This is a genomic window from Pseudoflavonifractor sp. AF19-9AC (genome assembly GCF_003478995.1).
GTDB lineage: Bacteria > Bacillota > Clostridia > Oscillospirales > Oscillospiraceae > Lawsonibacter.
In genome coordinates, this window is sequence record NZ_QUGI01000002.1 from 298265 (window position 1) to 310525 (window position 12261).

Below are 12261 nucleotides of genomic sequence, written 5' to 3' on the forward strand. Positions count from 1 at the left end.
CTCCCTCCTTGCTCTTTCCGTCTCGACTTTACTCGGCGGTTCCGTCGCTGCCGTATGCCATCTGCCAGAAGCCGAAGCCAGCGTTGCCGCGATAGTCCGCGCCATAGATGAAGGTCTTCCGCATGAAGACATTGTTGTCGGTTTCGGCGGTCAAGGATACGAACTTCGCCTTCTTGCGCTGCTGCCAAATGAGGGGGCGGATGGGCCGGGTGGTGCAAAGCAGATACCACGCGGAGTCATGCCCGGCGAGCTGGGGGACGACGAGAGGCTTCGCGGTGCCCTGCATGGTGTTCTTGGTGCCGTTGATGTAGTCGGCGACCAGGATGTCGCGGGCGGCTACTTCCAGGGCAGGGGGAACGACGAGCAGGTTCGGGACGAGGTTCAGCGCCCGGCCCTTGGAGTTGGTCAAGCCCATCATGGAGGCGCGGGCCGCTGCATAAGAGTCCTTGGTGAGCTTAGCGGTGCTCTTGTTGGTGACGGTCTTCTTTCCGATCTTGTGGGCGTCGGAGAAAAAGGGCTGTCCGTCGTAGCACTTTTCCGAGAAGCCGCCCGCCAGCAGGGAGAAGATGAGCTCGTCGGGATGAGCTGCTGCGGACTCGCCGAGCATCTCGACGGAAGGGTTATAAAGGCCGATCTTGTCGTCCTCGATCGCGTTGCGGTCGACGCCGACGGTGAGCTCGAAGTCCTTGTTCTTGATGGTGTAGTCGCTCGCGCTGAGGTTCTGGATCTCGCGGTCGCCGATCCACTCCCTCATGCCCGGGATGTCACCGAGCCATGCGTAGGTTTCCGAGTCCGTAGTGGACGGGGTAGTGGTGGCGATCTGGGTATAGAGCGGGGTCACGCCTTCAAATGCCCTGTTGAACAGGGTATTGAAGCCGACGTAAATCCCTCTAAGGGACTGCTGATTGACAATCATGTTCTGTTTCCTCCTTGTCGGTGTGAATTAAGCGCCAGCGCCAGCCGTCGCCGGGGTGTAGCCGAAGCCCATCTCGACGGCGACGCCTTCGTCGTCGACGCGAATGACGAGACCGGCGACCGAGGCGCTCGTCGCGGTCTTCGTGACGGTCTGGTCGTCCTCGATGTAGCACGGGCCCAGGACTTCGGCGGCGGCGATCTTGCCGCTGGTGGAGTTCTCGAAGACGAAGATGCCGCGAGCGACGCGGATGACGGCCTCGCCGTCGCCTCCCTTGTTCTCCACGGTCTCCTCGGCCCGGCCCGCCGCCTTGAGGCCGGTCGCCTTCTTGCCGGGGATCGCGTAGCCGTTGGCGTCAATCGCCACGATGGAACCCTGATAGATGGTGGTCGCGCCCTTGACAGGGAGGGCGATGTACTTCCCGCCGAGCTCGGACGTGTCTCTCACATTGGTCAATGCTGCCATGGTCTTATTCCTCCTTCATGCCGTATTTCTTGACGTCGTCGGCGCTGATGCCGAGCTGCTTGCAGACGAGCATCGTCGCCTCATCCAGTTCGTCGCCCTTGAGGGCCAGCGCGTCGCCCCCGGCGATCTCGGACATGGGGACGACCTGGGGAGCTTTCTCAAGGAACGCCTTGAAGCCGTCGGGGCTCTTGAGGGCGTACTCCTTGGCCCACCCTCTCTGTGCCGGGGTGATCTTCCCGCTCTTGAGGGCCAGCTCCACGGCCTCCTCGGCGTCGCGGTCGGCGAGCTTCTCCTCGAGGGCCTTGACGCGCCCGTCGACGCCGCCCTTGAGGGCCATGATGGAAGCGGCGACGTCAGCGGTCGAGGCTCCGGCTTTGAGGCCCAGGAGCTCACAGACGGACTTGTTCGCGACGATGCCGTCGTCCTGGTCTTCGGGCTTGCCGCCCTCTCCGGGCTTCTTGCCGGGAGCCTTGCCGCCCTCCGCCGCCTCCTTGAGTGCCTTGTTCTCCTCGACACAAGCCGAGAGCGCCGTGAGGATCTGCTCCTCGTCCGCGTCTTCGCCCAGGCCGAGCGCTGCCGCGAGCTTCTTGATGAGTTCGTTCATGTTGGTTTCTCCTCCTTGAAATGTGGATGAATTGACAATCGGGGTCATGCCCGCGATCGCTGGGGTGTTGGTGAGGGCGAGGGAGTGGAGGCCCGTCGCCTTGTTGTCCGACTTGCGGACGGTGATGACCGGGGAGAGGTAGCGGTATTCCTTGTTCTCAAGGTACTGCTTCGCGGGAATTGTCCACTCGACCCGGGCCTTGATGTGCCCATCTTCGGCAAACAATTCCTTGACCCACCCGGCGGCGGGGGCTCGTTCTCCCGTGAGTGTCTGGTGCTCATAGTCGACAACAAGGTCGACGCCTCGCTGCGCGATCTGTTCCTTCATCGCCGCGAGGCTCTCCTCGTCGACGTCGAACTCTCCCTTCTGACTCACGACATGACCGAAGGGCAGGACGGAGATGACCTCCGGCGCTCCTCCGACATCCACTTCGCCCCCTTTTAGGGTGAGAAAGTCGTTCATTTTCTGGTGTCTCCTTTGGTGTGGTGCTCACAATCGTCTATAACGCCGTTATCTCGCGTTATAACGGTGCCTTCCTGGTAGGCCCCGGGAATTTCACCCCCGTCCCGTTCGCCCCTTCCCGGGGCCTCTACGGGGGCTATAAAGAGGGGTTCTCTTTTTCTCGCTTTTGGTACGCCTTCACGAGTGCCTCGGGGTAGTCCTTGAGATCCGGCGTGAAGCGTACCTTCGCGGGGTTGGTGGAGAAGTGCGGGTCGGGCATGACCCCGCCCGGCGCTGATTGCTCCACTTTGAGCCCCCGGGCTTCGACCTGCCGCTTTGATAGGGTCTTGACGGTGCAGCGGCACCGGAACCCGTTTGGAGGGAACCAGGAGTCCCACACGGCGCTGTCCGCTGGGAATACCCTGCCGTCCATCGCGAGGTGGCTCGGTCGTGTGTGGGCGTCGTTGACGGCGTCGTACTGCCAATAGGGGCGGAGCTTCATGACGCCCGGGTCTGTCATTTGCTCATAGTGGCCCACGTTGTAGGCCGTTTGGATGTTGGTGCGGAAGATGAGGTCGGCTTGCAGCGGGTCGAGTCCCTCATACCCTTCGGAGGTGAGGAACTCGTTCATCCGGGAGCGGAACTCCGAGAGGGTGTTCCCGTCTTCCAGGGCTGCGAGGATCTCATCATAGAACCGCTTGAGGATCTGGGCCTTCGTGTAGCCGCCGACGGTGAAGGCAAGTCCCCGGTATTTCTCCGCGATACGGTAGAACACGGAGGCGGACACGGGGACGCGCTCCTTGAAATACTGGACGGCCTCCTCGAAGGTCATGTCCTTCCGGTTGAATACGGCCTCAATCTCGTCCATCTTCGAGCGACCTCCCCTCGAGGTCTGCATAGAGCATGACCTTTTGAAGCAGCTCCTCCACGTCGGAGATGTCCATCTCGCCGAACAGGGAGGCGACGGCCTTCTCGTCTTCCATCATGTCGCGGAGCTCCTCAAGGCTCTCGGCTTTCTCAATAATCTTGAGAACGGGGCCGAACGCCTTCTTGAACGCTCCGGCGCTTTTTTTGGTGGCTGCTGCCGCAAGTTGGTCGATGCGTTCCTGCGTCCCGTGGCCCGCTGCGCCCCCGGCCTTGAGCGCGATCGGCGTCTCCGGCGCGGTTGCTTTGAAGGAGAAGGGGCCGATCCCTGCGCCCTGTGCCTGGGTTGCCGGTGTGGCGATCTCCTCGTCTCCCTCCGGTTTCGGGATGGAGAACTTCTTGTAGATGTAGGAGGTCGGAACCTTGAGACCGGCCTCCCGGATGAGCGTCCCGATCACGGTCGCCGTCTGGGTGAGGTCTTCCGACTCCTCGGCGTCGAACCGTAGATAGGGGATGCGCTTGTCCTCCCCGAAGTTATAGAGCACCAGAGGGCGGATGAGGTCGCGCCGGAGCGTGGCCGCGAGTGCCTTGCAGTCTGCGACGGTGAGGTCGTGTCGGACGTCGTTGTGCGTCTTGCTTTGTGCGTAGCTGCCGCCCCCGGAGTCCGAGGTCAAAGTCTGACCGAGGATCGCCTTCGAGACCTGCTCGTCACAATAACGGGCGAGCCGTTCATAGAGGTCGGTCGAGCTGGTCTTTTCGGTGTTGACGAACTCGATCGTCGTGCCGTCCGGGAATATGCCCGCCGCGTCGGCTCCGATAGCGACGAGCGCTTGCATGAGCGCCCGCTTGTCCTCCTCGCTTGCGCCCGGCTGATACTTGCCCAGCCGGAGCGGCATCCCGAACACTTCACAGAACGCGACCCAGTCCTTGAGGGTGTAGTTCTTGAATAGGTACATCCAGGAGACCACACGAAGAACGCCAGCTCGCGAAGGGTGGCCGCTGCGGGCTTTGTACTTGTGTACTATGAACTTGTTCTTAGGAAGAAGGATTCCCTCCGGCGCGTCCTGCGTCCGAACCTTGAAGGAGTCGTCGACGGTGTCCCAGAAGAACCGCTTTTGATGCCGCGAGCGAATGTCCCCGACAACGACGTGCCCTTCGTCATAGCTCCACATAATTTCAGAGACCGCGAAGCCCTTGCCGATTGCGTCCAGGAGGTCGAGCATGACATCCTCAAACCCCTCGATCCCGCCGATCTGCGCTTCTACGAACTCGGCGATCTCCTTGTCTCTCGGGTCGTCCGAGTCGAACGGGATGACCTCGTAGTCGAGGCCCGTGACTGCGTTCTTTCTCGTTTGGAGCTGGGAAAAGAGGTGCGGGTCTTTCTCCTCCATCTCCTCAAAAAGCTCGGCTTGCCGGAGCACATCTCCCGCGTCGGCCTCCTTGAAGATCTCCGCCAGACGGACGGGGGTGAGCCCGTCCGAGGGGTACTCGCTGTACTTGTCCGTCACCTGGGAGACCGCGACCTCTCGCGTCTCCGGTCTCGGTGTCTGCGTAGACCTCAAGAGCCGCCGCCACGGGAACCACTTATTTTTGCTTTGGTCGGCCAAACCGTCCCACCTCCTTTTAGTAGGCCCCGCGTCGGAACTTGATCGCACGGCCTAAAACTGATTTGTAATCCGGTCGACGCCCGACCTTGACCGAGAGGGCCAGGGCGACGGCCATTTGCAGGGCGTCGGGGGCGTCGTCATTCTTTCCCATAGGGTACTTGAGCATCTGGTCAAGGAGCGCCTTGTGCCGCTTCGAGAACTTGAGGTAGCCGTTCTTGACGAAGGGCTGCAAGGACTGGATGCGGGCGTCCTTGTTCTGGACGCTGTTGATCTCCTCGATAGGAAGGTACTCGCCGATCTCGGCGGACTTCTGCCGCATGATCTCGGCAAAATAATATTGGAACTGAACCGTCTCGACGCCGAACTTGTAGAGGGGCTTCTTGTATTCACGCTTGAGCCGACGAGACGCCTCGATCGCGTCCTCAATAATCTTGTCCGGCTTCCGCTTGGCGATGTCAGCGATGACGACGTACATGTAGCCCGTCGAGGTGTCCTTTGCTATGCCGATGATCGCCGAGGTGTCGCTCTTTCGGTTCTTTCCGAGGGAGGGGTCATTCGCCGCCACAAAGAGGAACTTCGGGTCGGAGAAGTCCGGGGGGAGCTGCCCGTCGTCGTAGAAGTCGAACCACTCCTCGGCGAACGCGCAATTCTCCGGGTCTATGGGTTCGTTCTGGATCTCCGACGAGAAGCTCGCCTCGCCCTCGGATACCCTCATAACCATGAGGGCATAGTAGGGGAGCTTTTCTTCCCAGAGGACGGCGGTGCCTTCCAGCATTTCGGCCTCGTTGGCCTTGAAGAAGTCCTCGGCGTCCTCCTTGTGCTTCGGGTTTTCGAGGTCGGTGAAGATCCGCTCCCAGGCGTCCCACAAGGCCGTGTTCGTCGCGAACGAGATGACGCCCTTGTAGCGGACGGCCTCATACTCGGGGTTCTTGGCGACGTTGGCGAGGAGGGCGTCATAGTGGAGCAGCGTCCCGATGTAGACGATGTCCGTGTAGGTGTCGCCCGCCTTCGAGACCGCCTTGTAGAACCAGTCCCGGAGCTTCTTCCGCTGCTCCGGGGTGTTGACGTTCTCGTCGTTCTCAAGGTCGTCGCAAAGAATGAGGTCGGGTCTCCATTGTTTGTGCCGTCTGCCTCGGATCTTCTTCCCAGCGCCCAGGGCCTCGATCTTCACCCCGTTCGATAGGAGGATGACCGACGCCTTCCAGACGCGCCCCTCAAGCTCTCCGAAGTCTTCACGGAGCGCTGCGTTCTCCTCGAGCTCGGTCTTGATGTCGGAGAGGAAGCCCTCCGCCTGTTCCGAGCTGTCCGAGAGGATGATCTCGTAGTGCTTGTAGGCGTACACCGCCGAGTGTATGGAGTCCTTGAAGGTGAAGTTCGTCGACTTGGCATGTCCACGCGGGGCCTCGACTGCCCTCCGGCATCCGTTGGCCCGGCTGATTTGCTTCGCGTCTGTGCTGGGGTTCATGCCCTTCATAACGCCCTCCCGGAAGATCCGGTCGAGCTCCTCGTGGAAGGGAGGCGAGGGTCTGACGAAGTAGTGCGGGAGGTAGGCCCGGCCAAAATAGCCCAGGTCGAACGCTCCGAGCTTCCGGCGTAGACCCTGGGGGCCCGTGAGATCGGCCCCGTCCTGGTACTCCTTGAGGAGCTGCGCCCGGAGCTCGGGGAAGTTGTCCCCCTTCTGGACGTACTGCTCAAACAGTTCCTTTTGATACTCGCGGCTCGCGACGGCCTCCCGGTCTTCCGGCTCCTCGAGTCTCTCGAGGTAGTCCTTGAGGTCAATCTTCGCCATCGTCGAGCACCTTCTCCCTTGCCCTCGAGAGGACGTCGTGCAGCTCCCCGGCGAGTTCCGGGTGCTGCTTGATTGCTGCCATGAGCTCGGCCTCGAGCTGGTCGAAGGCAAGCTCGGCCTTCTTCTTCATGTCCTGCCGGACGCGCTTCTCATAGGTTGCGTTCCGGGCGAGGCTTGCGATGAGACGCCCCGCCTTGTCGAGAGGCATCTCGGCGAAGTCGTCTTCCGCCGTGCTGACTCGCTGCATGAGGCCGTCCATGAGAACCATCGAAGCGGCCTTCGTGTAGTCGAGGTCGGGGTGGGCCTCGACGGCCTGGGCGATCGCTTGCGTCCGCTGCAAGGTCTCGGCGACGCGCTGCGCCGCCTGTGTGCTGCGGATCGCATAGCGCCCGATCGCCGACTTGCTGATCTCGTAGCCCTCCGCCTTGAGCCACGCGGAAAGGTCTTCGTAGGTGTTGGCCGTGTCCGCGAGCCGGACGTCGAGCTCCGTCTTGATGTCGTCCGGGAGCTTGTCGATCGTCGAGCTGATCCGCGTCCTCCGGCGTTCGCCCTTAGACATCTACGCCGGGGTCTTCCCTCGTGCCTTCCACGAGGTCGACGCCCGCCTTCGTGAGCTGGATGACGGCGTCCCGGCGGTATGCGTTGTAGGCCGTCGCTCTCTTGTCCGTGAACTCGATGTAGCCGCCGTCCTCCAAATAGGAGAGCTGCTTCGAGATGTCCGGGACGGTGATGAGGTTGTCGGCGAGAAGCGCGTTCGTCACCTGCCGCACGAGCAGCGAGTTCTGGTTGCCTTTCGCCAGGGCCCGGACGATGTAGCCCCGGATCGCCTTGTTCTGCCGGATCTCCTGCTCCGTCATGTCGTCAAAAAAAGCCATGGTCTTTTATCCCTCCTTTGCCGGGCTCCTGTATAGGAGCTTGTCGAGCTTCTGGTCGATGTTGTTCGAGACCCGGATGAAGTCCTCCCGGGTCGTGTAGATGAGGGGGAGGTCGGCTTTGAGGTCGCCGAGCTCCCCTCGAACGGCGGCGATGTCCTCGGCGTTCTTCTTGTCCGCCGCCTCGAGCTTCGTGATCGCCGACTTCATCTCGCCGATCGCGTTCTTGACTCCCCAGGAGGCGACGCCGATGATCGCCGTGATGACCGTCTGAAAGACGAACATCGCAATCGTTGCTCCGTCCATGCGTCCCCCTCCTTACCGCTGGGAGACCCCATCCTCCGCGCCGCCGATGGTGACGCCGTCAAGCAGCTCCCCGGACAGGGTGAGATAAGGGTCTTCGTTCTTGATGTGAAGGACGGCGTCCTCGATGACGGCGGTGAGGTACTTGTCGAAGCTGCCCAGGTTGTCGGTGATGACCTGCTGCGCCTCGGGTGCGATTGCCGCCTTCACCTCGTCAAAGACCTGCTTGCCCAGGGCGAGCAGCTCCTCACGGCTTGCCGTGCCGTTCTTGACCGCGTCGCGGAGCGCCTTCGCGGTGGTCTGCTCCATCGCGCCGACGGAGACCGTCGCAAGGTTGACCACGTCGTCAAGGGCGTCCTCGAGCACCTTCCGGCCCGCCTCGTCCTTGATCTGCGCTGTCTGCTCCTTGAGCTTGGCCGCGCCCAGCCGGATGTAGTAGACCCCGTAGGCCCCGGCGAGGGCGATGATCGCGAGGACGACGTTGACGAGAGCGTCGCTCGCTGCGCTGGTGATGAGTTCCATGTTCATGTGTGTTTTTGCCTCCTTCTCTAAGCATAAAAAATAAGACTACAAGCACAGCTTGTAGTCTTATTTTAGGGTCGTTTTATGGAATTTGATATACGAAGCGCTTCTAAGAATTACAAGGCCCCTCGTCCTCGTATTCGTCCCCGGGGTCTTCCAGGTAGTCGAAGATCCCGATCTGCCCTTCCGCTTGCCCGGGGCCGCAAATGCGCCGAACCCATCTCTCGGTGACGCCGTACTTCCGGGCGAGTTCCTGGTGGTTGTAGCCGGTGAACTCTTTCTTGATGCGGGCGTCGCGGACGGGGCGGGTGAGGCTCTCGGGCTTCGGGATATAGATCGTAGTGCCTCCGACGATCTCGGCCAGCTTGTAGAAGTTATCCGTCCCGATTGCCTCGGCGATCATCCGATAGAGACCTTCGGAAATCATGTCCAGGGTCAAGTCCTTTACGAGCTCATCCATGTCCTGCGCCCTCCTTTCCGGTTACATTCTGCCGATGATCGCCAGGATCTCGCCGACCATGATCGGCTGATCGAAGCGAGCCTTCCACACGTCGGGGGAGTTGATGATCCCGCGTTGCACCAGGATCTCGAAGCCCTCCTTCTGCCAATCGGGCGTTCCCTCCGGGTAGCCGTCGTTCTCGGGCTCTGCGGGTGCTTGCGGGGTTTCCTGGGCCATGATCTGGCCGAGCAGCTTCACGATGTTCGCGCCGTATCCCGCGCCAGGAACAGCCCACCCGCGCCCCTGGGGATTGTCCGCCGCGCCCAGCCATTCCACATAGGGCGCGACGCCACGGGCGACCAGGGAGAAGCGAGGATCGACGCACTCGTTCACCAGGGCCTCGGTGGAGGCATACGCCTTGAGGTGCTGGATCTGTGCCCGGACGCCGGTGCGCGGGTCGGGGAAGCTCGCCGCCTGTCCGGTGGCGTTTCCGTTGAGGGCTCCGATCCCGGCGTAGTTGTTTTGAGTCGGGAGGACAATCCCGCCGAACTTAAAATAGCCGGTTTCGTGGAGGCTCTGCGCGAAGGCCACGTCGCCCCGGACGCCCTCGGCCTCTCCCTCCTCGATGAACATCTCCGCGAGTTGTTCAAGAGAGCAGCTCGTGAGCTGCGGGGTGGAGTTCTTGCTCCGACAAAATAGTGCCATCTGCTGGGCCGTGGCCTGGGCCTTGCCCATGATCGCCGTCTTCTCGGTTTCGGTGGAGCTCTCCATCCCGAAGAACTCCGCCAGGATGTCGGCCTCTGCGACGGCCAGCTTGTCCAGGTTGGCGTCCTTGGAGAGCCACTTCGTCGCCTTCGTGTTCGTGTGGAAGCTGTGCTCGATGAGCATGTAGTAGGGCGTCCCGACCGCCCGAGCGCCACGGAGGACGCCGTAGTATTCGCCGCCGGAGCTGTTCTTCCGGGTGGCCGTCCGCCCGGCCTGTGTGGTTCCCATAAGCTCGCCGACCTTCTTCGCCAGCTTGAGGGCCAGGGTGTCGACGTTGTTCTTGTTGTCGTAGGCCCGGTAGACGACGGGGTAGTCGACGCTCTCCGTGCCGCAAGCGTTGGAGTGGAGAGAGATGAAGACGTCGCACCCCTTCGAGGCCGTTCCGCGTTCGTAGACGCCGAGGTCGGTGTCGATGCTCGCCCGCGTGGTGACGACCTGGAAGCCCCGGGCCTCGAGCTGGGCCTTGAGCTTGAGATGCAGCGCCCAAACCATCGCGCTTTCGTAGTAGGTCTTCACGACGGGGCTCTGGTTGTATTTGCTGCCGACATGCCCGGCGTCGAGACAAATCTTCTTACTCATGATCCTCACCTTCCTCCTCGTCGGCGTGGAAGATGGGCTCCCCGTCCGCTTCGTTGATCTCCGGCTCCTGCGCCGGTCTGGTGTTGATGTTGTCGTTCATGGTGTGTTGTTTACCTCCTTATAGTTTCCAAACGGGGAGAAAGACTTCGTCGGCAATCTCCCCGATTGTGTATTGTTTTCGGCCCTCCGCTTCCAGACGCCGGAAGAACTTGTCGAGCTCAATCGCGATCTTGAGGGCCTTGAAGACGCCGATCTGCTCCGGGGTGATCTTCGGCACTTCCGGGCCCGCCATAAACTCGACGGCCCGAAGAAGGCGAACCTCCGCGAGAACGGGGTCTCTCTTGATGAACTCCTCCCACTCGGCCCAGGTTTCCCGGGCGAACTTCTTCCGGTTGAGGCGCGGCTTGTCCGGCGGAAGGACTCCTTCCGCTTGGAGCTCCTTCTTCATCTTCGCCCTCTCGGCCTTCTCGCGCTGTGTGAGGCGTTTCTTCTTCGTCGGCATACCGTTCACCCTTAACACGCAAGCGGCCCGCCTGGGGGCTGCTGCGCGGCCTTCTGCTGCTCTATGATGGCCCGCGTGAACTCCGCCGTCTCCACCTGCTGCCGGAGATGCACGGCGGAGGCGAGCACCTGGGCCGTCGAGGTGAGCTCGGAGGCCGTGAGCTTGAGCAGCTCCTCGCGGTCTTCCTTGCTGGTGTGCTCTCCCAGGAAGCGCCGGGAGCGGACGATCTCGTTCACAGCCAGGGCGGCGGCGAGCCTCTCGACAAGCCCCATCGCCCCAGCCTTCCGCCCGCTCACGCCTCCACCTCCGACTCGAGCGGGCCGTAGCCCAGCCGCTCCCGGTAGACATTCGCCGCCCGGATGACCTGGGCGACGGCTGCGTCGCTCGCCAGTCGGTCGCCCAGGCTTCGCCGCTGCTCCGGCGTCGCGCCATTCTCCCGGATGACCTCCGACACCTCCGCCACGTCCCGGGGCGAGATCTCCGTCAGACGGCGGGCCACTCCGGGCGGGAGCCGCTGATAGTGCAAACGGAGGAAGATGATCCCGGTCTCCACCACCATGTCCAGCTCCGTGCCCCGGATGCTCTCTTGCATCCGGTGGATGCCTTCCAGCGCGGCCAGGACATCGAGCTCCCGCTGGTTCTCGTTATCCATCCCGCCCGGCCCCCTTCCGCTGCTCTCTGGCAAGGATCGCCTTGAGGCCCTCGATGACCTTCTCACACTGGGCCGTGTTCAGCCACTCGAGCCGGTCGATGCCGGTCATCCGCTTCACAAAGCCCTCGATCCGGCGCTTGTCGTTGTTCCACCCCAGGGCCTCGGTGAGTGCGTAGATCTTCCGGCGCTGCCGTTCGGTGGTGGGGTTGCCGCCCTCGTCCGTCCGTTTGTCGCCGGTACTCCGGGCGGCGCTGTCCTTCATGTTTTGCAGGACGCGGGCGACGTCGGTGATCTCGCCCTGCGTCAGCTTCTTCATGCTCTCCTTGCCGGTCTCCCGGTACACGACCCCGTGAAGGTCTTCGTCCGAGAGCCGGAGCTCGGGCGACTTCGCGATCGCCCATAGTGTGCGGATGGAGGGGAGCTTCCTTCCGCTGCGTGTTGCTGCCATGATTTACACCTCGTTTCCCCAACAGTCCCAGCCGTGGAACCTTTTCCGGGCAAAGAGTTCGATCCGGGGGACGTCCCCGAACAGCTCCTCGATGCGGCGGCGGACTTCCTCCGGCTTCTCGCTGTGCCGCGTTCTCACGGCCTCCACGAGCTGCGGGATGTTGTTCTTCTGCTTGTACTGAACCATCCGCCCCCGCGTCCCCATGAGACAAAGCTCACAGTTTTTGAGCGTCCAGGGCGCGAGGTTCGAGACGGTCTTCCCGTTGACGGTCTTCTTCGACCACACAAAGGCGACGGTCACATACCGGAACCCCCACGCCCGATAGAGCTCGAGGGCGTCCGGGATGTGGGCGTCGGTGGCCCACATAAAGAGCGCCGCGTCTCGGTGGGCGATGCGCCCGACGTCGAGCTCCTTGAGGGCCTCGGTGGTCATGGTCGGATAGACCGCTTCGAGGGGTTTATAGGTGGTAGAAATTACCCCCCCCCCCCCCCCCCCC

16 protein-coding genes and 1 pseudogene are annotated in these 12261 nt (G+C 62.2%); all 17 read right to left on the minus strand.

What is annotated here, in order from left to right:
- Positions 1-28 precede the first annotated feature (28 nt).
- Positions 29-916, minus strand: coding sequence for a Mu-like prophage major head subunit gpT family protein (locus DWX58_RS04275; RefSeq protein WP_118641746.1), 888 nt, complete (start codon positions 914-916; stop codon positions 29-31).
- A 27-nt stretch (positions 917-943) separates the two neighbouring features.
- Positions 944-1378 (minus strand): hypothetical protein, encoded by a 435-nt coding sequence (locus tag DWX58_RS04280; RefSeq protein ID WP_021920657.1) that lies wholly within the window; start codon positions 1376-1378, stop codon positions 944-946.
- Between the two features lie 4 nt (positions 1379-1382).
- Complete coding sequence (locus DWX58_RS04285) at positions 1383-2444, minus strand: phage protease (RefSeq protein WP_021920658.1); 1062 nt, start codon at positions 2442-2444, stop codon at positions 1383-1385.
- Between the two features lie 136 nt (positions 2445-2580).
- Positions 2581-3291: a phage minor head protein gene (locus tag DWX58_RS04290; protein ID WP_118641747.1), complete on the minus strand. Its 711-nt coding sequence runs from the start codon at positions 3289-3291 to the stop codon at positions 2581-2583.
- Positions 3278-4894 carry a DUF935 domain-containing protein gene (locus tag DWX58_RS04295; RefSeq protein ID WP_347559148.1) on the minus strand — a complete coding sequence of 539 codons (1617 nt, stop codon included), beginning with the start codon at positions 4892-4894 and terminating at the stop codon, positions 3278-3280. The genes DWX58_RS04290 and DWX58_RS04295 overlap by 14 nt, the downstream gene beginning before the upstream one ends.
- Before the next feature lie 16 nt (positions 4895-4910).
- Positions 4911-6683, minus strand: coding sequence for a phage terminase large subunit (terL, locus tag DWX58_RS04300; RefSeq protein WP_021920661.1), 1773 nt, complete (start codon positions 6681-6683; stop codon positions 4911-4913).
- Positions 6670-7242, minus strand: a complete 573-nt coding sequence (locus DWX58_RS04305; protein WP_021920662.1) for a DUF3486 family protein — start codon at positions 7240-7242, stop codon at positions 6670-6672. Before DWX58_RS04305 ends, terL begins: the two co-directional genes overlap by 14 nt.
- Positions 7235-7558 carry a hypothetical protein gene (locus tag DWX58_RS04310; RefSeq protein WP_021920663.1) on the minus strand — a complete coding sequence of 108 codons (324 nt, stop codon included), beginning with the start codon at positions 7556-7558 and terminating at the stop codon, positions 7235-7237. The genes DWX58_RS04305 and DWX58_RS04310 overlap by 8 nt, the downstream gene beginning before the upstream one ends.
- 6 nt (positions 7559-7564) lie before the next feature.
- Positions 7565-7861 (minus strand): hypothetical protein, encoded by a 297-nt coding sequence (locus DWX58_RS04315; protein ID WP_021920664.1) that lies wholly within the window; start codon positions 7859-7861, stop codon positions 7565-7567.
- A gap of 12 nt (positions 7862-7873) precedes the next feature.
- Complete coding sequence (locus tag DWX58_RS04320) at positions 7874-8386, minus strand: hypothetical protein (protein WP_021920665.1); 513 nt, start codon at positions 8384-8386, stop codon at positions 7874-7876.
- A 103-nt stretch (positions 8387-8489) separates the two neighbouring features.
- A pseudogene (locus tag DWX58_RS04325) lies at positions 8490-8843 on the minus strand (Mor transcription activator family protein); the annotation flags it as partial.
- An 18-nt stretch (positions 8844-8861) separates the two neighbouring features.
- Positions 8862-10163, minus strand: coding sequence for an N-acetylmuramoyl-L-alanine amidase (locus DWX58_RS04330; RefSeq protein WP_118641748.1), 1302 nt, complete (start codon positions 10161-10163; stop codon positions 8862-8864).
- A 118-nt stretch (positions 10164-10281) separates the two neighbouring features.
- The gene (locus tag DWX58_RS04335; protein WP_118641979.1) at positions 10282-10665 is read right to left on the minus strand and encodes an addiction module toxin RelE; all 384 of its coding nucleotides are present in this window, start codon (positions 10663-10665) and stop codon (positions 10282-10284) included.
- Between the two features lie 11 nt (positions 10666-10676).
- Positions 10677-10937 (minus strand): hypothetical protein, encoded by a 261-nt coding sequence (locus tag DWX58_RS04340; RefSeq protein WP_147382232.1) that lies wholly within the window; start codon positions 10935-10937, stop codon positions 10677-10679.
- A 20-nt stretch (positions 10938-10957) separates the two neighbouring features.
- The gene (locus DWX58_RS04345; RefSeq protein WP_147382233.1) at positions 10958-11257 is read right to left on the minus strand and encodes a hypothetical protein; all 300 of its coding nucleotides are present in this window, start codon (positions 11255-11257) and stop codon (positions 10958-10960) included.
- Positions 11258-11309: 52 nt separating this feature from the next.
- The gene (locus DWX58_RS04350; RefSeq protein WP_021920672.1) at positions 11310-11765 is read right to left on the minus strand and encodes a regulatory protein GemA; all 456 of its coding nucleotides are present in this window, start codon (positions 11763-11765) and stop codon (positions 11310-11312) included.
- 3 nt (positions 11766-11768) lie between these two features.
- A partial coding sequence (locus tag DWX58_RS04355; RefSeq protein WP_243093253.1) for an MT-A70 family methyltransferase occupies positions 11769-12261 on the minus strand: 493 nt, incomplete at its 5' end.

Bases quoted from the DNA above. Each gene is read 5' to 3' on its own strand.
- DWX58_RS04290 (WP_118641747.1), bottom strand. From the start codon at position 3,291: ATGGACGAGATTGAGGCCGTATTCAACCGGAAGGACATGACCTTCGAG.
- terL (WP_021920661.1), bottom strand. From the start codon at position 6,683: ATGGCGAAGATTGACCTCAAGGACTACCTCGAGAGACTCGAGGAGCCG.
- DWX58_RS04305 (WP_021920662.1), bottom strand. From the start codon at position 7,242: ATGTCTAAGGGCGAACGCCGGAGGACGCGGATCAGCTCGACGATCGAC.
- DWX58_RS04315 (WP_021920664.1), bottom strand. From the start codon at position 7,861: ATGGACGGAGCAACGATTGCGATGTTCGTCTTTCAGACGGTCATCACG.
- DWX58_RS04280 (WP_021920657.1), bottom strand. From the start codon at position 1,378: ATGGCAGCATTGACCAATGTGAGAGACACGTCCGAGCTCGGCGGGAAG.
- DWX58_RS04275 (WP_118641746.1), bottom strand. From the start codon at position 916: ATGATTGTCAATCAGCAGTCCCTTAGAGGGATTTACGTCGGCTTCAAT.
- DWX58_RS04350 (WP_021920672.1), bottom strand. From the start codon at position 11,765: ATGGCAGCAACACGCAGCGGAAGGAAGCTCCCCTCCATCCGCACACTA.
- DWX58_RS04320 (WP_021920665.1), bottom strand. From the start codon at position 8,386: ATGAACATGGAACTCATCACCAGCGCAGCGAGCGACGCTCTCGTCAAC.
- DWX58_RS04335 (WP_118641979.1), bottom strand. From the start codon at position 10,665: ATGCCGACGAAGAAGAAACGCCTCACACAGCGCGAGAAGGCCGAGAGG.
- DWX58_RS04310 (WP_021920663.1), bottom strand. From the start codon at position 7,558: ATGGCTTTTTTTGACGACATGACGGAGCAGGAGATCCGGCAGAACAAG.
- DWX58_RS04285 (WP_021920658.1), bottom strand. From the start codon at position 2,444: ATGAACGACTTTCTCACCCTAAAAGGGGGCGAAGTGGATGTCGGAGGA.
- DWX58_RS04330 (WP_118641748.1), bottom strand. From the start codon at position 10,163: ATGAGTAAGAAGATTTGTCTCGACGCCGGGCATGTCGGCAGCAAATAC.
- DWX58_RS04345 (WP_147382233.1), bottom strand. From the start codon at position 11,257: ATGCAAGAGAGCATCCGGGGCACGGAGCTGGACATGGTGGTGGAGACC.
- DWX58_RS04340 (WP_147382232.1), bottom strand. From the start codon at position 10,937: ATGGGGCTTGTCGAGAGGCTCGCCGCCGCCCTGGCTGTGAACGAGATC.